General features: G+C 68.8%; 25 protein-coding genes. All 25 read right to left on the bottom strand.

The window, feature by feature from the left end:
* Nucleotides 1-17 precede the first annotated feature (17 nt).
* Complete coding sequence (locus DACI_RS13115; RefSeq protein WP_016450706.1) at nucleotides 18-1,031, bottom strand: contractile injection system protein, VgrG/Pvc8 family; 1,014 nt, start codon at nucleotides 1,029-1,031, stop codon at nucleotides 18-20.
* The gene (locus tag DACI_RS13120; RefSeq protein ID WP_012204504.1) at nucleotides 1,019-1,459 is read right to left on the bottom strand and encodes a phage tail protein; all 441 of its coding nucleotides are present in this window, start codon (nucleotides 1,457-1,459) and stop codon (nucleotides 1,019-1,021) included. Before DACI_RS13120 ends, DACI_RS13115 begins: the two co-directional genes overlap by 13 nt.
* Before the next feature lie 11 nt (nucleotides 1,460-1,470).
* Nucleotides 1,471-4,308: a phage tail tape measure protein gene (locus tag DACI_RS13125; RefSeq protein WP_012204505.1), complete on the bottom strand. Its 2,838-nt coding sequence runs from the start codon at nucleotides 4,306-4,308 to the stop codon at nucleotides 1,471-1,473.
* A gap of 113 nt (nucleotides 4,309-4,421) precedes the next feature.
* Complete coding sequence (locus DACI_RS31205) at nucleotides 4,422-4,538, bottom strand: GpE family phage tail protein (protein WP_012204506.1); 117 nt, start codon at nucleotides 4,536-4,538, stop codon at nucleotides 4,422-4,424.
* An 8-nt stretch (nucleotides 4,539-4,546) separates the two neighbouring features.
* The gene (locus DACI_RS13135; protein ID WP_012204507.1) at nucleotides 4,547-4,906 is read right to left on the bottom strand and encodes a phage tail assembly protein; all 360 of its coding nucleotides are present in this window, start codon (nucleotides 4,904-4,906) and stop codon (nucleotides 4,547-4,549) included.
* 88 nt (nucleotides 4,907-4,994) lie between these two features.
* Nucleotides 4,995-5,504 carry a phage major tail tube protein gene (locus tag DACI_RS13140; protein WP_012204508.1) on the bottom strand — a complete coding sequence of 170 codons (510 nt, stop codon included), beginning with the start codon at nucleotides 5,502-5,504 and terminating at the stop codon, nucleotides 4,995-4,997.
* A 63-nt stretch (nucleotides 5,505-5,567) separates the two neighbouring features.
* Nucleotides 5,568-6,761, bottom strand: coding sequence for a phage tail sheath subtilisin-like domain-containing protein (locus DACI_RS13145; RefSeq protein ID WP_012204509.1), 1,194 nt, complete (start codon nucleotides 6,759-6,761; stop codon nucleotides 5,568-5,570).
* A 57-nt stretch (nucleotides 6,762-6,818) separates the two neighbouring features.
* Nucleotides 6,819-7,304 (bottom strand): hypothetical protein, encoded by a 486-nt coding sequence (locus tag DACI_RS13150; protein WP_012204510.1) that lies wholly within the window; start codon nucleotides 7,302-7,304, stop codon nucleotides 6,819-6,821.
* Complete coding sequence (locus DACI_RS13155; RefSeq protein ID WP_043781394.1) at nucleotides 7,304-7,690, bottom strand: hypothetical protein; 387 nt, start codon at nucleotides 7,688-7,690, stop codon at nucleotides 7,304-7,306. Before DACI_RS13155 ends, DACI_RS13150 begins: the two co-directional genes overlap by 1 nt.
* 356 nt (nucleotides 7,691-8,046) lie before the next feature.
* Complete coding sequence (locus tag DACI_RS13160; protein WP_012204511.1) at nucleotides 8,047-8,733, bottom strand: hypothetical protein; 687 nt, start codon at nucleotides 8,731-8,733, stop codon at nucleotides 8,047-8,049.
* Nucleotides 8,730-9,020: a hypothetical protein gene (locus DACI_RS13165; protein ID WP_012204512.1), complete on the bottom strand. Its 291-nt coding sequence runs from the start codon at nucleotides 9,018-9,020 to the stop codon at nucleotides 8,730-8,732. The genes DACI_RS13160 and DACI_RS13165 overlap by 4 nt, the downstream gene beginning before the upstream one ends.
* A complete protein-coding gene (locus DACI_RS13170; RefSeq protein WP_012204513.1) occupies nucleotides 9,017-9,850 on the bottom strand; it encodes a glycine-rich domain-containing protein in 834 nt (277 codons plus the stop codon). The genes DACI_RS13165 and DACI_RS13170 overlap by 4 nt, the downstream gene beginning before the upstream one ends.
* Nucleotides 9,847-10,386: a hypothetical protein gene (locus DACI_RS13175; protein ID WP_043781397.1), complete on the bottom strand. Its 540-nt coding sequence runs from the start codon at nucleotides 10,384-10,386 to the stop codon at nucleotides 9,847-9,849. The genes DACI_RS13170 and DACI_RS13175 overlap by 4 nt, the downstream gene beginning before the upstream one ends.
* Nucleotides 10,383-13,499, bottom strand: coding sequence for a DUF4815 domain-containing protein (locus DACI_RS30755; protein ID WP_012204515.1), 3,117 nt, complete (start codon nucleotides 13,497-13,499; stop codon nucleotides 10,383-10,385). Before DACI_RS30755 ends, DACI_RS13175 begins: the two co-directional genes overlap by 4 nt.
* A gap of 10 nt (nucleotides 13,500-13,509) precedes the next feature.
* On the bottom strand, nucleotides 13,510-13,995 hold the full coding sequence (locus DACI_RS13185; protein ID WP_012204516.1) for a hypothetical protein: 486 nt from the start codon (nucleotides 13,993-13,995) through the stop codon (nucleotides 13,510-13,512).
* A 2-nt stretch (nucleotides 13,996-13,997) separates the two neighbouring features.
* A complete protein-coding gene (locus DACI_RS13190; RefSeq protein WP_012204517.1) occupies nucleotides 13,998-14,978 on the bottom strand; it encodes a phage tail protein in 981 nt (326 codons plus the stop codon).
* Nucleotides 14,975-15,820 (bottom strand): baseplate assembly protein, encoded by an 846-nt coding sequence (locus DACI_RS13195; RefSeq protein ID WP_225971083.1) that lies wholly within the window; start codon nucleotides 15,818-15,820, stop codon nucleotides 14,975-14,977. Before DACI_RS13195 ends, DACI_RS13190 begins: the two co-directional genes overlap by 4 nt.
* 8 nt (nucleotides 15,821-15,828) lie before the next feature.
* Nucleotides 15,829-16,179: a GPW/gp25 family protein gene (locus DACI_RS13200; RefSeq protein WP_012204519.1), complete on the bottom strand. Its 351-nt coding sequence runs from the start codon at nucleotides 16,177-16,179 to the stop codon at nucleotides 15,829-15,831.
* Complete coding sequence (locus DACI_RS13205; RefSeq protein WP_050771840.1) at nucleotides 16,176-16,781, bottom strand: phage baseplate assembly protein V; 606 nt, start codon at nucleotides 16,779-16,781, stop codon at nucleotides 16,176-16,178. The genes DACI_RS13200 and DACI_RS13205 overlap by 4 nt, the downstream gene beginning before the upstream one ends.
* A gap of 98 nt (nucleotides 16,782-16,879) precedes the next feature.
* Nucleotides 16,880-17,389, bottom strand: coding sequence for a phage tail protein (locus DACI_RS13210; protein WP_012204521.1), 510 nt, complete (start codon nucleotides 17,387-17,389; stop codon nucleotides 16,880-16,882).
* On the bottom strand, nucleotides 17,373-17,939 hold the full coding sequence (locus tag DACI_RS13215) for a DUF2514 family protein (protein WP_012204522.1): 567 nt from the start codon (nucleotides 17,937-17,939) through the stop codon (nucleotides 17,373-17,375). Before DACI_RS13215 ends, DACI_RS13210 begins: the two co-directional genes overlap by 17 nt.
* Entirely contained in the window at nucleotides 17,939-18,520 is a 582-nt protein-coding gene (locus DACI_RS13220) for a glycoside hydrolase family protein (protein WP_012204523.1), read from the bottom strand. Before DACI_RS13220 ends, DACI_RS13215 begins: the two co-directional genes overlap by 1 nt.
* Nucleotides 18,517-18,783 carry a hypothetical protein gene (locus tag DACI_RS13225; protein WP_012204524.1) on the bottom strand — a complete coding sequence of 89 codons (267 nt, stop codon included), beginning with the start codon at nucleotides 18,781-18,783 and terminating at the stop codon, nucleotides 18,517-18,519. Before DACI_RS13225 ends, DACI_RS13220 begins: the two co-directional genes overlap by 4 nt.
* 1 nt (nucleotide 18,784) lies before the next feature.
* The gene (locus DACI_RS13230; protein ID WP_012204525.1) at nucleotides 18,785-18,988 is read right to left on the bottom strand and encodes a tail protein X; all 204 of its coding nucleotides are present in this window, start codon (nucleotides 18,986-18,988) and stop codon (nucleotides 18,785-18,787) included.
* 385 nt (nucleotides 18,989-19,373) lie between these two features.
* Nucleotides 19,374-19,592, bottom strand: coding sequence for a hypothetical protein (locus DACI_RS13235; protein ID WP_012204526.1), 219 nt, complete (start codon nucleotides 19,590-19,592; stop codon nucleotides 19,374-19,376).
* Nucleotides 19,593-19,996 lie beyond the last annotated feature (404 nt).

A 19,996-nucleotide genomic window follows, 5' to 3' on the forward strand; every position in this document is an offset into this window, starting at 1 on the left:
CTACCCGCCCCTCTCGCTCACTTGGCACGCGTCTCCAGCGTCAGCTTGGAGGTGAAGCCGCCGTCGCCCAGCTCATGCTGGATCTTGACGACCAGCCACGGCGTGTCATCGATCTCCGCCTTGAACCCCTGCAGCTTCAGCGGCGTCTGCGGCATCAGGTCGGGCCGCGCCAGCGCCAGCTTCAGGCCCATGGTGGCCTTGGCGCGGTTGATGCGGCCCATCTCGGCCTTGGCTGCGGCCTGCGCCTCGGCCTCGCTGCCGTAGGTGTCCTTCAGGCGCTTTTCGTTGTCCTCGGCGCCCTGCGTGGCGCTGCGTTTTTCGGCGCGATCCGCGTCGTTCCAGTACGCGCGAACGCCGCTGTAGTCGTTGCGCGCGGCCGTGTGGTAGGCGTGGCTGTCGCCCTCGGCGCGCGTGAGCGTGGCGGCCTCCACGGCCTGGCCGGCAGCGGTGATCTTGCTGTCGATGGCGATGAAGGCCAGCTTGCCCTTCTTGACCGTGCACACGGCGTCGTACTGACGCGCCAGGCGGCTGCAGAAGTTCAGGTCGCTTTCGTGGGTCTGGTCGATGTGGTCCACGCGCAGGTTCTCGAACTGCGCGTCCACGCGCACCTGCAGGCCGTTGCGCTGCGCAATGCTGCGCACGATCTGGCCCAGCGTGCTGTTGTGGTAGCTGTGCTCGGAGCGCGTGCGCAGCTGGCGCTTGAGCTCGGCCGAGCGCGCATGCACCACGATCCTGTCGGGCGCACCCTGGTGCTCCACCTCGTCCACCTCGTAGGTGCCCTTGTCGACCAGGCCGTGGCCGGCCCAGCCCAGCTTCAGCGCGATCTTGGATCCCTTGCCCGGCATGGGCAGGCGCCCATCGCTGTCGTCCAGCGTGATGTCCAGCTTGTCGGCCTCTTCGCCGCGCGATTCGGACAGCGTCAGGTTCATCAGCCGCGTGTTCACGCTGCTGGTGATGTCGCGCCCGTCCAGGACGATTTCGTACTGGGGCTTGGCGTGCAAGTATTCCTGCGTGGCCATCAGATCCACCATTCCCAGAAGTCGTCATCGGGCCAGGGGTCGACGCCGCCGCCGCCTTCGGCCAGGTGATCGTCCACGCGGGCCAGCTTGAGATCGAACTCGATGCGGCGCGGCTTGCCGCCCGGTGTGTAGTGCGTGCCGGTCTGCTGGAGGCTCTCGATGACCCAGGCGCCCAGGATGCTTTCGCCGCCCACCAGGGCCCATGCCTTGCCCTGGTCGGCCATTTCGCGCAGGTCGTCCAGCGACTTGGCCGTGCCCCGGAACTCGGGTGCGAGCACGCCGGTCAGGCCCAGCGTTTCATCGCCTGGGCCCAGTGACTGGCGGGCGGGGCGCGCGCCCACGCGGCTGTTGCTCGGGTGGCGCCAGGTGCTGCTGCGCACCAGCTTGTCGAATGCCAGTGTGTCGATGCCAAAGGCAAACTGGCCCAGTGTGATCAGCATGCTCATGCTCCTCAGTCGATGTCCGACAGCTGCGACAGCACGCTGGAGCGCTTGGCCATGTCGCGGCGGTCCAGCTCGGCGGCCACGGCGCGGGCAATGGCCTGCGCGTCCTGGCCGGGCGCGGCGTTGACGGTTATGTGGATGGTGGCGCCGGCCACCGGGGCCGGTGCCGGCGCGGGTGCAGCGGCGCTGGCCAGCGGCGGGCGGCTGTCGATGCGCACGGCGCCCGTGTCGGCCAGGGCCGGCATGGCGCCCGTGGCCAGCGTGGCCGCCGTGGCTGCGGCCGCAACACCCTGGCGCAGTGCGCCGGCGCGGCCCTGGTCGGGTGCTGACGCATCGCCGGATTTGAACCACGAGCCCACCGACGAGGCCAGGCCGCTGATGCCCTTGCCCGCCAGGTCAGAGACCACGCCGAACAACCCGCCCGTAGCGCCATCCAGACCGGCCTTGCCGGCCTCCAGCAGCGTGCCGCCGACGCCCTTCCAGTCGCCGGCCTTGAAGGCGGTGGACAGGCCGTCCCAGTTCTGCATGATCGAGCCGCCCGCGCCCATCAGGCCGCCTGCGAGCCGGCCCATGGGTGTCATGCGCACCAGGCCCATCAGCGATGCGGCTGCGCCACCCAGACTGCCGCCCAGGCCACCGCCGACGGCACCCAGGCCGGCGCCCAGCAGGCCCATGACGGCGCCCGCTCGGCCCTTGCCTGCACCTGTAACTGCGCCTGCACCGCCGCCGAAGATGCGGCCTGCAGCGCGGCCCGCGCCGGCCAGTGCGGTGCCTATGCTGCCCATGGCAGCGCCGCGGCCCATCATGGCCAGCGACAGGACCACAGCGCCCAGCCCGCGCCTGAGCACGCCCGCAGCGTTGCTGGCCATGCGCAAGCCTCCCGACAGCAGACCCATGGCTCCGCCACCGCCGCTCATCATGGACAGGGACAGGACCACGGCGCCCACGCCGCGCCGGAGCACGCCCACGGCGTTGCTGGCCATGCGCATGCCGCCGGCCAACAGGCCCATGGCACTGCCGCCACCGCTCATCATGCCAAGCGACAGGACCACGGCCGCCAGGCCGCGCCTGAGCACACCCAAGGCACCGCTGCCTGCGCCCATGGCCGCACCCAGCAGGCCGAACACGGTGCGCGTGAGCAGCAGCGGCGCCAGCAGGCCGAACAGCACGCTGCTCACCACGCCGACGCCTGCGACCAGCAGGCCCAGCACGGCCACGATGCGCAGCGTCCACTGCACGATCTGGGGATGCTCCTTGACCCAGGCACGCATGCCTTCGGTCATCTCGCGCAGCGTGCCCAGCACGGCCTTGAGGTCGGACTCGATGGTCGAGCCCATGTCGCTCAACAGGCCGTTGTAGCTGTCCTTGACGGACTCGTATTGGGCCGAGACCGAGTCCTTCAGGATGGCCACGCGCCCATCCAGATCCGCCTGTGACTTGAGCTGGGAGGCGATCTGCTGGTAGCCGCCCGGGCCCTGCTGGAGCAGCGCCTCCAAGGCCTTGCGCGTCTGCGCATCGCCGCCGGCCAGCTTGTCCAGCGCAGCGGCGCGCAGCTTGTCGCTGCCCAGGCTCTGCAGCTTTTGCAGCTGGGCCATCATCTGCTCGGTGCCGCCGAACTGGCCGCTGGCGTCCTTGAAGTCCAGCGACACGCCCTGGCCCGCGAGCATCTTGTTGACCTGGCCTAGTTTGGCCGGGTCCATGGAGTTCTTGACCAGGTTGCCGACGGCCTTGCCCGCGGCCTCGCCGCTGATGCTGGCGTCGTTGAGCATGAGCAGCAGCGGCGCGAACATCTGTCCCGACCTTGCGCCCTGCTGCCCCAGCTGCGGCAGGGCCTTGCCGATGGCATCCAGGCCCTTGACCATGCCTGTCGGGTCCAGTCCCAGGTGGGAGGTGCGCTGCACCGTGTCGGCCAGTGCGGCCATGTCGCCCGCGCTTGCGCGGGTGGCCTGCTGCAGCTGCGCCGCGAACTCGCCGGCCTCCTTGGCGGGCATGTTCAGCACCGCGCCCAGGTTGGCCGCCTGCTGTGCCACGCCGCCCAGCACATCCTGCGAGGACACACCCTGGCGCTGCAGCTGGTTCATCATCGCGATGTAGTCGGCCGTGCTGCCGGGCATGTCGGTGCCCAGGCTCTTGGCCAAGTCCAGCACCTGCTGGTAATCGGCGCCCGGCTTGCCGTTGCTGCCCGCCATGGTGGCGCGCAGCTGCGCGGCGGCCTGGTCGTCGGTCATGAAGGCCTGGCTCACGGCGCGCACGGGCGCCAGCATCTTGCCGCCCGTCTCGCGCAGCGCTTGGCCGCGATCGGCCAGGGTCTTGCTCTGCTCGCGCAGGGCGTCGATTCTCTCCAGCCGCTGGGCGGCCGGTGCCACCACCTTGCGCTGCTTTTCCATCTGGGCCGTGGTGGCGCGGATGTCGTTGTGCAGCTTGCGCTCGTGCGCCGACAGGTTGCCCGTGTCCACGCCCGCGCCGCGCAGGCCTTCGCGCATGTCCATCAGGCGCGATCGCTGCGTGGCGCGCAGCAGCGCCAGGCGCTCTTCCTCGACCTGGGCCGAACGCAGCGCGCGCAGCATGGCGCGCGAGGGCTGCTCGCCCGCGCCCGATTCCAGCCGCAGCTGGGCCATCTGCTGGCGCGCGCCGCGCAGCCGTGCCGTGGTGTCTGCCAGGCCGCTGCGCAGCGCGCGGTAGTCGCCCAGCTGGGTTTGCTGCTGCTGCAGCTTCTTCAACTGGTCGACCGTTTCCTTGAGTTCCCTGGCCGTGTTGCTGCTGGTTCTGCCCAGCAGCGCCAGGGGCTGGTGCACGCGCTCGGCCTGCTTGAGCACCTCGTCCAGGCGCAGGGTGTCAACGGCCATGGAGGGCTCCCTGGCCGGTGCGGTGTTGGCGTTGGGTGGAGGTCATGGGCAAGGGGCGTGCAAGAGAGGGGCGAGAGGCGGGCGATGGAGTGGAGGTGGTGCTCAGTACTGGCTCAGTCCTGGCTTTCATAGCGCTCGCGCGCCCGTTCATGCCATTGGCCGAGTTCGGCCAGCGACATGTCCTCCATGTCCGCCGGCCGCCAGTGGAAGACCATGGCCAGGTCGGCCATGGCGTCCTCTACGCGCTCGGGAATTGCTCCCTCTGCGCCTTCGGCACCAAAAAAGAGGCCACCTCCGTACCCAGGGTCACCAGGTCGGCGGGGTCCAGCTGCAGCACCTCGGCCTTGTGCAGCATGGGCTCGGTCACGCGCGGCAGCAGGGTCTGCAGCGCGGTCACGTTCATGTGCAGCAGCTCGACCAGCGACAGGCCGCGCAGCGCGCCGGCATTGGGGCGGCGCACCAGCACCCGGGCCAGGTCGCCGCCGGGGCGCTTGAGCGGCACGTCGAGCGTGATCTCGCGCGCATCGCCCGATGCGAGGGCGGCCGCATTGGCGGCAGCCTGGTTCTGGAGGTCTTCCTGGGGCTTGGTGGTGTCCATGGTGTGTCAGCGTTCGGGTGAAGAAAAGAGGAGGACCGGGCCAACTGGCCCGGTGGGGCCCGGTGAGGTCAGGTCAGGTGAGCCAGGCTCAGATGCCCAGCGCGGCGCGGACCTGCGCGAGGCGGTCGATGCCGTTGACGACTTCGACGAAGTTGACCGGATCGATCTCGATCAGCACCTGGCCGTTGATGGACAGGCGGTAGTAGCTGACGGCCAGCTTGTACTTGATCTCGGTCTTGTCGCCGGCCTTGGCCTTGCCGGGGTCGAACTCCGAGAAGCGGCCACGCATGACCACTTCCAGCGAGTCCACGCCTTCGCTGTCATCGCCCTGCAGGGCGCCGGCGAAGCGCAGCAGCACGCCGTCGTGGCGCAGCGTGCCCCAGGTGGAGATCAACTCCTTCATGTAGCCGGCAGCGGTCAGGTCGGCCTCGATGGCCTCCATGCCGAAGTCCAGGCTGACCTCGCCGTTCATGCCGCCGGCGCGGTACTTCTCCATCTTGCGGGTGAGCTTGGGCAAGCCCACTTCGGGCATGTCGCCGATGTACGAGTTGCCATCCACGAAGGTGGCGAAATTCTTGAGAGAGCGGGGCAGTCCCATGGTGCTTTTCTCCTGTGTATCCGGTGTGTTCGGTGTATTGGGTGTGTCGGGTGCGGCCGCCGCTTACTGGCCGGTGCCCACGCGCAGGGCGAAGTCGGCGAAGTAGCGATCGGTGATGCGCTGGCGAAAGCCCAGGTCCTCCAGCGGAGGCACGGGCGTGTAGTCGTAGTCCAGCACCAGCTTGCCGGCCTTGAGCGTGGCGGTCTCGTTGACCGTTTCGTCGTACCAGGCCTTGCCGTCCAGGATGTAGCCCAGGGCCTTCAACTCGCGGAACTTGGTGTTGATGCCTTCCAGGATGTCCTTGACCAGGCTGGGGTGCATGGGCTTGTCCACGGCCCAGAAATGCGCCTCGGCCATGGTGTCGGCCAGCACCTGCGCGGTGCGCACGCTGGACTCGAAGCGGAACAGCTCGCTGTCCGTGCAGGTGCGCGAGCCCCAGAAGCGGTGGCCCTGGCTCTGGATCAGCGTGGTGATGCCGGCCTGGTTGAGGATGCCGGCCTCGGTATCGGGGCTTTGCAGGTCCCAGTGCACATCGCGCGAGATGCCCAGCACGCCGGACAACGGCACGTTGGACAGCGTCTTGTGCCAGCCCTGCTCCTGGTCGATGCGCGCGCGCAGGCCCAGGGCGTAGGCCACGGGCGAGGCGTCCTGCACGGCGGCGGTGGACAGGTCGAGTGCCTTGAAGCCGGGCCACAGCAGCATCAGTTCGCGCTGGCCGAAGTGCTCGCGGTAGGCCTGGGCCTCGGCCACATCGTTGCCGATGGCCGCCGCATACGCAAAGCCGCGCAGCTTGATGGCCACGGACGCCAGCGCGTCGGTCACGGCCTGGCTGTCCAGGCCCGGCGCGCCCAGGATGCGCGGCTTGACGCCGAGCTGGGCCTGGGCCGCCAGCAGCGCTTGCAGGCCCGTGTACTGGTTGCCGGCGGTGGTGCCGATGACCTTGGCGTCCTGGTCGGTGCGGCGTTCGGCCTCGGTGGCGCCTTCGCCATCGGCCACGCGCACGACGACCAGCACCGGGCGGCACTGCTCCTTGATGGCGTTCAGCGCCAGGGCCAGCGTGCCCTTGGTGCCGGCCTTGCCGATGGCCGCATCGACCTTGGTGACCAGCACCGGACGGTTCAGCGGGAAAGTGGCCGCATCGGCGTCGCTGGCAGTGGCCACGAGGCCGATCACGGCCGTGGACACAATGCGGATGGAATTGATGCCTTCGCTCACTTCCGTGACGCGAATGCCATGATGGAACGGGGCTGTCGCCATGGTGTTCTCCGGGTTGGGGGGTGGTTGGGCCGTGGGGCTGTCGTCAGAAAGGGGTGGTCACGGCTGTTCGTGGGCTTGTACGGGGCCGTCCAGGATTTCCTGGGCACGCCCCGCGGCGATGAGTCCGAAGGCCTCGAACTGGCGCAGGCTGTCGGCCAGTTCGGGGTCGTCAAGATCGAGTTGCCGCGCCTGCTCGATGTCCTTGAGCAGTGAGCGCAGCGTGGCCGCGTTGAGCCGGTCGGCCTCGCCCGCCTCGGCGCGGTCCACCACGGCCCACTCCAGCGCCGTGCGCTCGACCACGGTGAAGCGGCGGCGCAGGGCGTGGGGGGTGATGTGGCGGGGGGCGGATTCGTTGGACGCTGCCTGTTCGTCAGGCAAGGCCTGCGCCACGTCTTCCCAGTGCGTGCCGGTCCAGCGGCGGCCGAGCACCGAGGTGTCGTAGCGGGGCAGGGGGAGCAGGTCGGGAGCGTCGAGCTCGGCGTGCGTCTCGGTGATGGCGAAGGCCACGCCGGCGGGGGTGAGCTGGGCGTAGTGGTGGGGCATTACTTGAACTCCACCACCTGGATGTCCATCTCTGGGAGGGGGACGTACCCCCCGCTGTATCCAGCGCTATAGCAGCGCAATGTCGTGGGATTGATGATTTCACAATCGAACCTGCCATAGAGGGTTGAGCCCACGTAAACTCCTCGAATCAAAATAAGAGTCTTTTGTGGATTGATCGCTGTGATAGTCGCGTCTGAGTAAGCTCCTTCATAGTTGTAGGCAGGTCTGAGCCTTATTCTCTGGACACTCTTGATCGCACTCCCGTTGCTGATTTGCCCTGACAGTCCTGCAATCTCGTTGCGCGCGGATATCAAAGCATTGCTAAGCGCGGCAATCTCCGCCCGCGTCTTCACCAGATCGGCACTGATGACGGCATCCAGGCTCATGCAGGCACCTTTGCGCAAGCTGCGGTGTTGATGGAATCGACAGTGATGGTCTGTGTCATGCTGAAGTTCATGCAGCCAAGGCGGCCTGTTGTCCTGGCCGGGCACAGCGCCTGCAGCCTGCAAGGCCGCTGGCGTTGTGCCCGGGTTGCATTGATGTTCTCGCGGCGGGGGCTTGGGCACCAGCGACCTTGGCTGTGCCGGAGGGCTGCACAGAGGCTTGGTTTGGCGTGTCTGTCGTTTGGGTCGGGCATGGCAAAGCTCCGGTCGCAACGGCGCCGGAGCTAAGTGGATGGCAAGGAGCGAGCGTTACGAAACGGGAGTGCCCAGGTTTTTGCCTCGCTCGTTCAGCGTTTGGTTCAGTACTCTTCGATACGGATGTAACCCCCGGTCCCTGGGCTGAAGCCGCCAGGGCCGTATGAGCCTCCCCCACCTGCGCCGTATCCCGTTGCATAGCCCAACGGTATCGAGCCGTAGAGGCCGTAGCACTGGCCTCCGATGCCCATGGTCGAATTGCCGCCTTTGGCGAACGAGCCCGCTTCTCCCGTTTCAACGCCACCAGTCCCGACTTGAGGGGGTGGGGTGTAGCTGCGATCAGAAGACCCGCCGGCTCCGCCACTGACCGCGAGCGCGCCAAGTACAGTCCTTCCGCCTTGGGCTCCTGATGTGCCGCCACCTGCGCCCACTTGGTAGGCAGCTGTGGCGGTCAGGGCCATCCGCAAACGCAGTTCGTAGCCCGCAGATCCGCCTCCATTTTGGATGTGCTGCGAACCGGAGAGATATCCGGCTCCACCTGCACCGCCTGCGCCCACTAAGGTGATGTACTGATGCGTGCTTTCCGGCAGGAACGTGTGCGTCCCCGCCCCCGACGTGTACTCCGTCACTCTCAACGGCTTGCGCGAAGAAGCTTGAGCGGTATTCAAACTCGCCAGCGCGCTCTCGATCTGCGCCAGCTTCGTCGTCAGCGCAGTCGTCTGCGACTGCACCGTGTTGACCTGACCCTGCAGCGCCTTGACGCCTGCATTCGTGATGGGATCGAAACTCATCCCTGTACCTCCGTGGCATTGACCGCCGACACGCGCCCTGCGGCTAATTCGTCGGGTTCGGTTATGGGCGTGTTTATGGGCGCAGGCGCTTGATCTTCGGTGGAGATCTGCCAGCCTGTGCCTGTTCTGACGGAGCCGATCGCGCAGTCGCCTGCCACTGGCTCGATGCTGTCCCACAGTGATGGCTGGCGCGTCTGCAACTCGGCGATGAATTCCTCGTCCGCAACGATGATGTTGTGCACGCGGTCGGCCTTGATCAGTGCGAAATGCAGGTCCTGCTTACTCATTCGTACCACCAGACGCGTACAAAGCCGCTTCCGCCATTGCCGCCATCGGCATGCTGACCGATCCCGGACGAACCGCCGCCTCCTCCGCCTCCGCCAGAGTTGGGGGCTGCGTGGCCTCCCCGTGTCGCGCTGCCGGCGACGCCCGTGCCTCCGGCGCCTCCACCGCTGTAGCCGGGATCTCCGGGCACGACGTTTCCGTAGTCCCCGGTCGAGCTATTGCCCATAGCCAGTCCGCCGATCACACCATCGGCGCCCGGCTGGGTAGCATTGCCTGTTCCCGAGCTGCCGAATCCTCCTGCGCCGCCGGGGCCACCATATCCACTGACGCCGAAAGAGCGGCCGGCAGCCGAGCCGCGCGGGGACGGGTCGCCGACACCTGTGGGGCTTTTGAACTGACGCCCGCCCATGGCCAGCAGGTTTCCGAACGAGGTGTCTCCACCATTGGCGGCCTGGCTCAGATAGGCTGCAGTCTGTCCGCTTCCGCCTGCGCCGATGACTACGCTGGTAGGGCCGCCGACACCGCCAATCTCGAAGCGCACCGCTCCACCGGCGCCTCCGCTGTTGCCGTTGTATCCCCCACGGGCTCCACCTTGCCCGCCGCCAACGGCCAGTATGAATACTTGGCCGCCGTTGGCCAGCAGCTTGGCTGAAGGGTAGAAGTAGCCGCTGCTCCGGAACTCTGTGAACTTGAGCTTGCCGGACATGGCGGCCAGTACTTCGGCCTTGTGTCCCGCGGCTTCATTGCGGCCGGAGTCCACCTTCTGAGCGGCCTGCTGCACGCTGTCGGCCAGCCGGCGCAACTCGGCGTAGTTGACTGCGTCGAAACTCATCCCTGTACCTCCGTGGCATTGACCCCCGACACCCGCCCCGTGGCGGCGTCGTAGGCATAGGTTTCCGTACGCACGCGCCCGCGGTAGCTGGTCTGCTGCTGCGAGACGCGGCCGGCGCCGTCGTAGCTGACGGCGGTGGTGGCGCTGAAGCCGTTGACGCTGCGCGTGATGCTGCTGATGCGGCCTTGGGCGTCGTAGCCGAAGCTTTCGCTGGTGGCGCCGTTGGCCGGGCCCAGCGCGATGTGCTCGGGGTTGAGCTTGACGTTGACGCCGGCCACGCCGTTGACGCTGGCCACCTTGCCGGTGCTCAGGGCCTGGGTCGCGGTCTCCAGCTGCTCTATGCGGCGGGCCACGATGTCCATGGCGTCCTGCACGCCCTGGGAGCTGGCCTTGGTGTCGATGAGCTGGCGCGCTGCGGTCAGCGCCTGGTCCACGTCCTGCACGGCCTGGCGCAGGCGCAGCACGTCGTCTTCCAGACGGTTGTCGGGGTGGGGCAGGGGCCAGCCCTGCGCTGTCTTGTCGTCGTGCAATGTCATATCACGATGGCTCGCAGGTTGGTGACCTGGGGACGGGCGCCGTGGCTGCCCGTGAGGACCAGGCGGACACGTAGGCGCTCGGCGCTGATGCCGGTAAGGCGGTAGCTCAGCTCCAGCACGCCTGCGGTCTGGGGGCTGGTGCTCAGGTAGGGCACGTTGGTCCAGGCGCTGCTGCCTTCGGCCTGCATCTGCACGGCCAGGGCGCTGCCGGCGGGCAGCACAGCCTCGGCCACGACGTTGAGCGTGACGTTGGTGCCGGCGTTGATGGCGGGGCTGATGTAGTCGCCCGTGGCCTGCAGGCTGCCGGCCACCAGCTGCATGCCCGGCAGCAGGTGGGCTGCGTGGTTGGTGTTGCCAGAGAGCTTGGCGCGCACGGCCACGTTGCCGCTGTAGCGGCTGGCCAGCTGCACGGCCTGGCCGGGCGCGGCCTCCAGCGTGCTGCCGTCTTCCAGCTGCATGGCGAAGACCAGTTGTGCGTCGGCTGCGGGCAGCATGGCGCCGGCCTGGACCATGAGGTCGGTGGCGTCCTGTACGGCGATGCTGCCCAGCTCGATGGTGCGCGTGGTGGCCGTGTGTTCGGCCGCCAGCAGTTCGAAGGTCATGTCGCGTGTCTGGTGGGGTGTCCAGGTGCTGGCATTGCTGCTGGACAGCAGCACGCCCACGCTGTAGGGCTGGCTGGTGACCCACTGCGCGCGCGCCGCGTCCCAGCCGCCCAGCTCGGCCACGGCCAGGGCGGTGGTGGCGTCGTTGGTCAGCACGACGATGGCGTATTCCACGCCCGACTCCAGCAGCACCGGCGCCCATTGCGCCTGCGTGGGTTTGGTCGCGGCGATGTCGGCGCTGATCTGGGCCGGCTTGAGCACGCATTCGGCCAGGATGCTGCGCGAAGGCACGCCGCTGGTGACTTCACGCAGTTGCACCTGCACATCCTTGTCGCCCGCCGCGGCGAACCACAGGCGCGTGCCGCAGATCTCGCGCGTGGTGCCCAGGGTGAAGGTCTGCGCCAGCGGGTCGTAGAGCTGGACCGTGATCTTGGCCACGCTGCGCTCGAGCAACTGGCCCTGGCCCGTGAAGACGGCCTCGGCATGGCTGCCGGCGCGTCCCGTGAAGTGCACGCTCTTGGTGCCCGAGGGCACGCCCGCCGGGATCTTGAACGTGCCTTTGAGTCCCTGTGCCGTGGCCACGAGCGTGCCGCCGGTCAGGGGCTGGGGCGTGACGGGAATGCCGTCGAAGATCAGCTCGGTGAGGGTTTCGCCCACCGGAAAATCCAGCCAGAACTGCACATCGATCTGGCGCAGCTTCTCCAGTGCCTTGGTGGATTCGGACAGCAGCTTTTCGGTTTCCGAAGGACGCGCCTGGCTAGGCGTCAGGCGCAGGATGATGGGGTTGGCCCATTGGGTCTGCACATCGGTCCAGTAGTCCACGGCGGGCGTCAGGGTGGCTGCGCTGGGCAGCACATCGAAGGCGCCATAGGGATTGACCAGCATGGAGCCGGTTCGGCCCAACTGGTCGAGCACGACCACAGGCTGGTAGGGCGTGGTCTGGGGCGAGGTGATATCGGTGCCGATCTGGTGCAGCTTGGCGTTCATGGGCAGCTGCAGCTGTCCGCCCAGGATATGGGCGCTCTGGCTGCGCCCCGCATCGCGCAGGCCGTTGTCCAGCATCGGATCCGCAAACAACCCCTTCTTGACCCCGCTGTGCCGCCCCGACACGTCCACCGACAGCCGCAGCTCGGCCAGGTCGGCGTAGATGGTCTGGATGTGGTCCTGGTAGGCCCTGAGGGTCTGCATGGGCACGACGCGCACGGCGTCCTGGTCCACGCGGCGGTTGCTGTCCCAGCTTTGGTAGACCGAGGCCAGGGCCAGGGTGCCGCTGGGTGCTGCCGGCACCTTGGGCGACCAGGCGGCGGGCACGCCGGGCACCCATTGCAGTTGGCCTTCGCTGTTGAGCACCAGGCGGTCGTAGCGGCGCAGCGCGTAGTGGTAGCTGACCAGCACCAGGGTGTCCTTGAGCGCGCCTTCCACGGTGAAGCCCGTGGAGTCCACAGCTGTGGGCGTGGCGTTGAGCATGTATTGGTAGGTGACCTGGTAGGTGCTGCCGGGAACGGGCTCGGCGCCCGAGGGGCTCCAGTCGATCTGGCCGCCGACCAGCTTCCAGTCCGTGCCCTGCACGTAGGTGGTGCCGGCCTGGACCACGCTGTCCACGGCCAGCACGGCGTTGTCGGGCAGCGGGTCGGCCGCGCCCGTGAAGCCGCCATGCGTGAGCGTGACGGTCTTGCGCGCCTGCACGCGCACCTGGGGCGTGCCGACAGCGGGCTGGCGGTCGAAGCGGATGCGCTGGGCGGCCGTGCCGGCCGAGGTGTGGGGCTCGCTGTCCACGAAGAACAGGTCGGGCTTGGCCTCGTAGACCAGGCGGCGGCTGGCACCCAGTTCCAGCGGATGGCCGTTGACGCGGGCGGCGCCCTCGCGCACGGTGTAGACCTGCTGGCCGGTGGCCAGGTCCTCGCCCATGATCACGTCCAGGCCGCGCACGACGTAGGTGCCGCCCGCGCTGTCGCGGTCATAGCGGGCCAGGGCCTGGGTGACGGCGTCGATGTTGGGCGGCGGCTCCTTGGGCATGACGGAGCCGTCGATGATGGTCCACACGGGATAGAAGGTGCCGGCCGTGCCGTCGCCCTGCGCGCCCCAGACCAGGGTGACGCGCTCGCGCAGCGCACCGGGCTCGCCATAGCCGCGCGTGCCGGCGGCGGGGTTGAGCAGTTCGGGGTCCTGCAGCTCGGTGACGGTGTCGGTCTGCAGGTAGGCGCCCACGTAGACCGTGCCCACGGTGGCCACGGTGAGCGTGCCCGGCGTGATGCCGCGCACGGCGCCGGCCACGTAGAGCGCGCCGGCCTCGATGGTGGTGGCACCCGTGTCGGCGGAGGTGATGCATTGGCAGCCGCGGACGATGTCGCCCTCCTTGAACAGCACATCGGTGATGCCGCGCAGGCGGTGCTGCTGCATGCTCTGCAGCTCGTTGAGTTCGGCCGATTGCAGCACGCGGTCGGCCGCGAACTGCAGCCTGTCGTAGCGCTTGCCGGCGTCGAAGCGGTCGTAGATCTTGGTCTGGCTCATGGGGTGCCGTTCAGAAGGGGAGGATGATTTCTTCGACCTGGCGCACGCTGCCGCTGCGCAGGATCCGGGGGCGACGCTCCAGCGTGTACAGCTCGCCCTTGCCGGTCAGCTGGCTGGCCAGCACCCAGCGCTGGCCGGGCGGCACGTCCGTGGCGACCTGGGTGCCGAAGAACACGCCCATCTCGCGCACGTCCTCGCCCTTGGCGTCGTCGAAGCCGAAGGCCGCGCGCAGGTAGACGAAGGTGGTGGGTGTGTCGCTGACGCTGTAGCGCGCGCCGCTGGGCAGCTCGATCTCGCCGTTGTCGTCGGGCCGCGCAAAGCGCACCTCGGTGACCAGGCGGCGGCCGATTTCGTCGACCAGGGCGTTGGCGGTGATGGGTTCGGGCTCGGGCGCGGCGTCCCAGGCGGGCAGGCCGCGGCCCCAGGCGATGTGGATGGTCTGGGCGGCGACGGCCTTGGCGAGGGCGATGCGGCCCGCTTGCTGCAGAACTGCCATGTTCAGGGTTCCTCGGGTTCTTCGGTGGTGGTGGTGCGGGTTTCGAAGGATCGGCGCCAGGGCGTGCTGTCCCAGCGTCCGGTCCAGGTACGGGTGTTGTCGTGCGGGCGCTCGGTGCTGGCCCAGGGGTGCAGGCTGGCCAGGGCCAGCGGAGCGGGCGCCGTCCAGGCGCTGTGGGTGGCCATGGCCTGGGCTGGGATGGGCCGCAGCGGCGCGTAGTAGGCGGGCTCGCCCGTGGTGGTGGCGTTGACTTCGGTGATGCCCAGGCTGGCGTCGATCAGGATCTCGCTGTCCAGCGTCCAGGCATCGAGCAGCATGCGGTCGGCATAGGTGGCGATGGTGGTGACGCGGAACAGCTGGGCCGTGAGCACGCCGTCCGAAGGCGGTGCCTCGGTGCCGGTGCGGCGGGGCAGGCCCTGGCTGAGCTTGACGGGTTCGCCATACGGCGACACATCGATCCAGGTGCCGCTGTCGTTGTCCAGCATGCCGGCGTCCAGGCCCGGGCCGTGGTCCAGCCGCAGCGGGCGCAGGTCGTGGCCGTGGAAGACGCGGTAAAAGCGCACGTGCGCCGGCAGGCTGGCGCGTACCACATGGGCCACGCTGGCCAGCTCTGCGTCGCCGATGATGCGGCCCAGGTCCAGGTGCAGCCAGGCACCATCCTCGTCGAGCTGCGCGCCGTCATAGCCCAGCCAGCCCAGCGCACGCTGCATGGACGCGGCCGTGCCGCGCTCGCGCAGCCAGGGCAGGCCGTTGGCGATGAGTGCGGGCACGTCGTCGAAGTAGCGGTCGAACTGGGCAATGCCCCATTCGGCCGCCAGCCAGGGCAGAAAGGCCGCAGGCTCGCCCTGGGCCGGCGCGGGAAAGGCGCCGGCCAGGCCGTCCCAATTCGGGACGACCTGGTCCACGGCCTTCTCCAGCGCCGTGGCGTTGGGCGGCAGCACGTGGCGGCGGGGCGCCGTCGGGACGATGGCGGCGGTGCTCATGCCTGCAGGCCCTCGTCCACCAGCTGCACTCGGCCCAGCACCGGGTATTCGTCGGCGGCCAGCGGCGTGAGCTCGGCCGGGGCCTGGGCGTCGGGGTAGGTGACGCGGGCAATGCCGTCCACATGCAGGCGCGTGGTGATCCACGAGCGCGGCACATCGCGGCCCAGCAGCGCGTAGGCTGCAATCTGGGCGGCCAGGCCGGCCTGCAGGCGCGCCACGATGTCCACGGGCGCACCGGGCTCGCGCAGCAGGTGTGCCGTGATGTCGATGGGGTGCGGGCGCGCCAGCGATACCGACACGGGCACGCCCAGCGGCCGTGCGCCTGGCGCATTGAGGGCCGACAGCACGATGGCCAGCGTCTCTTCGGCCTGTGCGGGCTCGACCAGCCACAGCTGCACGCTCACGCGGCCGGGCTGGGGTTGTGTGGCAATGGCGCTGTGCACATTGGCGCTGGCCGTCATGGCCAGGTGCTCGTAGTGCTCGGCCGTGCCGCTGCCGGCCAGCGCGCGCACGCGCAGCAGGATGCGCTGGCGGTAGCGTTCGTCGCTTTCCCCGGGCAGTCGGGCCACGTCATAGAAGGCGCCCTTGTGGTCCAGGTCCGAGCCCTGGGCGAACGCAATCAAATGCGCACGCGCCACATCATTGACGCGCGCCCGGTACAGCAGCTCGCGGTAGGCGTGCGCCTCCAGCAGCTTGTTGAGCGGCTCGCTCTCCAGCGCCAGGACCTCGGCGGCCTCGGGGTGGCGCGCCAGCAGATCGGCGCGGTGGGCGTCGAGGATGCGCTCGAAATCCAGCGTCTCGACGACGCCGGGCGGCGGCAGGGCATCCAGTGCAGGGGTCATGTCTTGCTTCATGAAAGGGTGCGGGCAATAGGCATCTGCAGGCTCAGCGGTGCCGGGCGGCGCGTGTTGTTGAAGGTGCCGATCAGCGTCAGGTCGGCGCGCGCGGGTGTGGCCGGATCGCGCTCGATCACGATGCGTGTCAGGCGGATGCGGGGCTCCCAGCGCATCAGCGCGCTGGCCACGGCGGCGCGCAGGCGTGCCTGGGTGGCGTTGTTGTCGGGCTGGTCCAGCAGCGCCGGGACCAGCGATCCATAGTCGCGGCGCATCACGCGCGAGCCGATGGGCGTGGACAGGATGTCGGCCACGCTCTGGCGCAGATGCTCCATGCCCTCGATGCGGCGGCCTGTGTGGCGGTTCATAGCGGCCCCTGCGTGACGGCGTCGCCTGCTCTGACGCCGCCGTGTCGGTGGCGCAGCAGGCTGATGGGGCCGGTGGTCACATCGGGCGCGCCGGCCAGGCCCTGCGCATTGACGGTGGCCGAACCGCCGCTGGCCTGCAGGCTGATGCCTTGCTCGTCGATGCTGATCACCGAGTTGCCCACGCGCAGCGTGATGCCGTGGGCCACGTTGATGTTGAGACGGCCCGTGGTGCTGTCGTGCTCCATGAAATCGGTGGGGCTCCACTGCGTGTGGCACACCCCTTCGCGGTCGCTGGGCTGGGCTGCGGCGCTGCTGTAGATGCCGGTCAGCGCCACGGCGCCCAGCAGGTCGCCGCCGGGCGACAGCAGCAGGCATTGCTCGCCCACGGCCGGTGGCCACCAGACGCTGGCGTTCTCGCCCGCGGCGCGCATGGCCAGCCAGGGAATCCAGTTGGTGGTCAGGTTGCCGGTCTTGACGCGGCAGCGCGCAGGGCGCGCATGGCGGACTGCGGCGATGGTGCCCGTGCGGATCAGCCCTTCCAGGCGGCGGATGATCTCGTACGGGCTCTCGGTTTGTGCAACGGGCGAATCCATGGCGTTCATGGTGCCGGCCGGGCCCTTGCGTGTCGCCGTGTGCCGGGCGTGGCGCACGCTGCCACATGCGGCCCGACATGCAGCCCGGCATGGAGCAGGGCCACGCCTCAGCGCGGGTCGTAGTTCCACTCGGCCACCTTCTCGCCGAACAGGAACAGCTCCCACAACTGGCGCTGCGCAATGTCGAGCTGGCCTGGCGGCTCGGGCTTGTAGATCAGGTCGAAGGCGCCGGGGTTGCCCTCGCGCGGGCGCGCCAGTACGGCCTCCACCAGGTCGATCTCGATGGCGAGCTGCTGCGGCTGCGAGGCGGCTGCAGGGTCCGTGGAAGGAGGCGCAATGTCGAAGCGGATCGCCTGCTCGCGCCTTTCGGCATGGTCGAACAGGTCGGGCTGGTGGCGCCGCGCCCAGACCAGCAGCGGCACGGTCACGGCATCGATGCTGCCGGTGAAGTCCGCAATCACCAGGCTCAGCGTGTAGCGGTATTCCCAGGAAAGGGACGGCGTGCCCGTGTTGACCACACGGCCCCTCTGGATGGTGAAACGGATGTTCCGCGGCGACTGTTGCAGCTGGGGCAGGGCAGCGACGAGCGCGTCGCGCAGGCTAGCGGGCTTGAGCATGGCGTGGGTCCTGGGTCATGGTGCTGGTCAGGGCGCTGGTCAGGGCGAGCCCGGCGTCGTAGGCGCGCTCGCAGGCGCTGCCTCGGTGGCGGGCGTCGTCAGCAATGCGCGCCAGCGCTCCCGCTCGCTCGTCAGCGCGGCGCTGCAGCTCGGCGAGCAGATCGAGGGCTGCGGTGTCTGGCGCGCACTGTCCGGCAGCGGCGCGAGCCTGGGCGGCGGCACGGTGGGCGGTGATGTAGTCGGCGAGGTCGCCGCGCAGCCGGCCAGCAGCAGCGCGGGCAGCATCGGCATCCGCCGCAGCGCGCGCCAGGGCCAGGTCCGTGTCGCGTGCAAGAAAGTCGAGGCGTTCACGGTAGGCTCCTTCCCGTTGTCGATAGCGTTCGGATGCGTGCAGCGCGGCGGTGGCAGCGGCCTGGCGGTCGGTCGCCAGATCCGTGCGTGCCTGCGCCGCATCGCGCTCGGCACCCAGCCGCGCCAGCGACTGCCAGACCAGCAGCGCCGCCAGCAGCAGGGCCAGCAGCTGCCAGGCATGGGTTTGCAGGCGGTCCATCAAGGCTGGGCCTCCATGCAGGCCGCGTGGCGCGCCTGCTGGCGTGTCCACACGCCGCGGCATACCTTGTTGCCGGGTGCCGAGCAGTCAAAGCGCCAGCGCGCGGGCCGGCCTGCGCCATCCCATCGATAGGCGCTGAAGCCCTGCAAAGGCTGGGTGCTGGTCATGAATCGCCAGGACAGGTAGGACTGGCAGGCGCCGGCGTAGTCGCCGGCCCGTGTCCTGGCCAGCATCGAGGAGCCGCGCCAGGCCCCGCAGCCGTATTGGCCTGCGAAGTCCACCGCCTGGGCGAACTCGGCCGGGTGCACTCGCGTGTCACCCAGCGAATCGCGCACGCAGGCGCCGTACTGCTGCTCCAGCAGGTTGATGGCCAGCTCGCGCGCCCGTTCGCGGGTGATGGGCGGGTCGGCCAGGGTCACGCGTGTGCCGTCCTCGTAGCGCGTGGCGCCGTGGCCGATGGTGGGCACATCGCCGCGAACCGGGATGATCGGATCTGCGCTGAAGCCTTCTGCGGCAATCCAGGCCGCGAGAATGGCCGCGCCAATGCCCAGTCCTGCCGCTGGCATGCGGGCCGTGCTCATGGGGCCGCTCCGGTGTCTGTGGCGGTCGAAGACGCCTTCCTGCGCGCAGCGTCCTCGGCCTGGCGCGCGCGCCGGTCCTCGCGCTCATTGCGCCAGCGCCACAGCAGATACGCGGCCTGCAGCAGCACGTAGACGATGGTCAGCGCGGTGGCGGTATGGGTCATGGTCCAGCCATTGGCCACGTTCGCGGCCACGACGGTGACGGGAGGCGCGGCCTTGGCGCCTTCCAGGGCAGCGGTCCTGACGATGGTTTCTCGGTCCATGTCAATCCCAGAAACTGATCAGGGGCAGGCTGGGCGCCTGGGCAGGTTCGGTCAGCTCGACGGCCAGGCCGGCGGGCAGATGGGGGCCGTGGGCCGGCAGGCCCGGGTTGCGCTCCAGCGTGGCTTCCACCACGCCGCGCGTGGCGCCCAGCTGGCGCATGCACAGCTCGTCCAGCGTTTCGTATTCACGGGCAATGGCCAGCATCAGGCGCGCTCCCTGTGTGCAGGGTCGGCGGGAGCGGCGGCACGGGCCGGTGGCGGTATCGCCTGATCCGGCGCGGGAAAGGGAATGGCAAGACTCACTGAAGCTCCTCGTGGGCCGGCCCGCGCGGACCTGTTCCTGGTGCACCTGCCATGCGTGTGGCTGCGGATGCCGGGAACGCCTCAGGCCACCGGATCGCGGTAGCACCAAGCAGGCGGTATGCCGGGTCCGGCGCGCGGGCCGGGTATGAATGCCATGTTTGCCGACGGGAGCAGGCCCGGCAATCGCTGCAGCCTGTGCGCGCTGCGGGCACGCCAGCGGCCATGCCGAATGCAGAAATGACAAGACCCCGCAGGGCGGGGTCTTGTCATGGTGCGGGTGAGAGGGTCTAGCAGCGCTTGCTGCCAACTACCTGGCTGCGATGCAGATGGTCGGACAGGTCACCCGCCGCCGCGCTGAGCTTGCGTGACACGGGCAGCAGCAATGCGGTAATGGCCGAGGCGTGCACGGCCGTGCCCCGGGCTGCAGCCAGCAGCTCGCAGATGGCGGCCACTTGCTCGCTGGCGCTTTCCACATCGTCCCTGACCGTCTCAATCTGGTGCTGCATCGCGTCTTCTTTCTACTGTATGCACATACAGTATAGGTCGAATGACCAGATGTTTCAATTTGATGTGACCCTTTTTCATCTGCTGATTGGCGATGACTGGCAGGGCCTTTGGTCGGGCTGCGCGCATGTTGGGCTGACGTGTGCCGGGCGGCCTCCGAAGCTCTTTGCTGGCCCGCACGGATCCCGCGCAGTGAAGGCAAGTGATTGTTTTTGAATGGATAACGACCCGCCCCCCGCGCACCACGCACCAACGCCGCTCAACTGCGGCGAACACTGCTCAAGCCCGCTTCCTGTAGAGGAGGCGCATTGGCCAGGCGGATTGCGGGATTCCCCTGCAACAGCGCGCGTCTGGAAGGCAAAACCGCCTCGTTTATAATGTCCGGCTTCGCTTACATCACGGGTTG

Origin of the sequence: Delftia acidovorans SPH-1, assembly GCF_000018665.1 — a bacterium.
In the GTDB taxonomy this organism is placed as follows: Bacteria; Pseudomonadota; Gammaproteobacteria; order Burkholderiales; family Burkholderiaceae_C; genus Comamonas; species Comamonas acidovorans.

Coding starts and splice junctions, on each gene's coding strand:
- DACI_RS13150 (WP_012204510.1), bottom strand. CDS start 7,304: ATGCCCCACCACTACGCCCAGCTCACCCCCGCCGGCGTGGCCTTCGCC.
- DACI_RS13175 (WP_043781397.1), bottom strand. CDS start 10,386: ATGACATTGCACGACGACAAGACAGCGCAGGGCTGGCCCCTGCCCCAC.
- DACI_RS13165 (WP_012204512.1), bottom strand. CDS start 9,020: ATGAGTAAGCAGGACCTGCATTTCGCACTGATCAAGGCCGACCGCGTG.
- DACI_RS13230 (WP_012204525.1), bottom strand. CDS start 18,988: ATGCTGGCCATTGCCCGTGAATACGAAACGCTGGACGAGCTGTGCATG.
- DACI_RS13220 (WP_012204523.1), bottom strand. CDS start 18,520: ATGAGCACGGCCCGCATGCCAGCGGCAGGACTGGGCATTGGCGCGGCC.
- DACI_RS13145 (WP_012204509.1), bottom strand. CDS start 6,761: ATGGCGACAGCCCCGTTCCATCATGGCATTCGCGTCACGGAAGTGAGC.
- DACI_RS13120 (WP_012204504.1), bottom strand. CDS start 1,459: ATGCTGATCACACTGGGCCAGTTTGCCTTTGGCATCGACACACTGGCA.
- DACI_RS13190 (WP_012204517.1), bottom strand. CDS start 14,978: ATGAGCACCGCCGCCATCGTCCCGACGGCGCCCCGCCGCCACGTGCTG.
- DACI_RS13140 (WP_012204508.1), bottom strand. CDS start 5,504: ATGGGACTGCCCCGCTCTCTCAAGAATTTCGCCACCTTCGTGGATGGC.
- DACI_RS13170 (WP_012204513.1), bottom strand. CDS start 9,850: ATGAGTTTCGACGCAGTCAACTACGCCGAGTTGCGCCGGCTGGCCGAC.
- DACI_RS31205 (WP_012204506.1), bottom strand. CDS start 4,538: ATGGCCGACCTGGCCATGGTCTTCCACTGGCGGCCGGCGGACATGGAG.
- DACI_RS13215 (WP_012204522.1), bottom strand. CDS start 17,939: ATGGACCGCCTGCAAACCCATGCCTGGCAGCTGCTGGCCCTGCTGCTG.
- DACI_RS13135 (WP_012204507.1), bottom strand. CDS start 4,906: ATGGACACCACCAAGCCCCAGGAAGACCTCCAGAACCAGGCTGCCGCC.
- DACI_RS13205 (WP_050771840.1), bottom strand. CDS start 16,781: ATGAACGCCATGGATTCGCCCGTTGCACAAACCGAGAGCCCGTACGAG.
- DACI_RS13235 (WP_012204526.1), bottom strand. CDS start 19,592: ATGCAGCACCAGATTGAGACGGTCAGGGACGATGTGGAAAGCGCCAGC.
- DACI_RS13115 (WP_016450706.1), bottom strand. CDS start 1,031: ATGGTGGATCTGATGGCCACGCAGGAATACTTGCACGCCAAGCCCCAG.
- DACI_RS13125 (WP_012204505.1), bottom strand. CDS start 4,308: ATGGCCGTTGACACCCTGCGCCTGGACGAGGTGCTCAAGCAGGCCGAG.
- DACI_RS13185 (WP_012204516.1), bottom strand. CDS start 13,995: ATGGCAGTTCTGCAGCAAGCGGGCCGCATCGCCCTCGCCAAGGCCGTC.
- DACI_RS30755 (WP_012204515.1), bottom strand. CDS start 13,499: ATGAGCCAGACCAAGATCTACGACCGCTTCGACGCCGGCAAGCGCTAC.
- DACI_RS13155 (WP_043781394.1), bottom strand. CDS start 7,690: ATGAGCCTGGATGCCGTCATCAGTGCCGATCTGGTGAAGACGCGGGCG.
- DACI_RS13225 (WP_012204524.1), bottom strand. CDS start 18,783: ATGGACCGAGAAACCATCGTCAGGACCGCTGCCCTGGAAGGCGCCAAG.
- DACI_RS13195 (WP_225971083.1), bottom strand. CDS start 15,820: ATGACCCCTGCACTGGATGCCCTGCCGCCGCCCGGCGTCGTCGAGACG.
- DACI_RS13210 (WP_012204521.1), bottom strand. CDS start 17,389: ATGCTCAAGCCCGCTAGCCTGCGCGACGCGCTCGTCGCTGCCCTGCCC.
- DACI_RS13200 (WP_012204519.1), bottom strand. CDS start 16,179: ATGAACCGCCACACAGGCCGCCGCATCGAGGGCATGGAGCATCTGCGC.
- DACI_RS13160 (WP_012204511.1), bottom strand. CDS start 8,733: ATGAGTTTCGATCCCATCACGAATGCAGGCGTCAAGGCGCTGCAGGGT.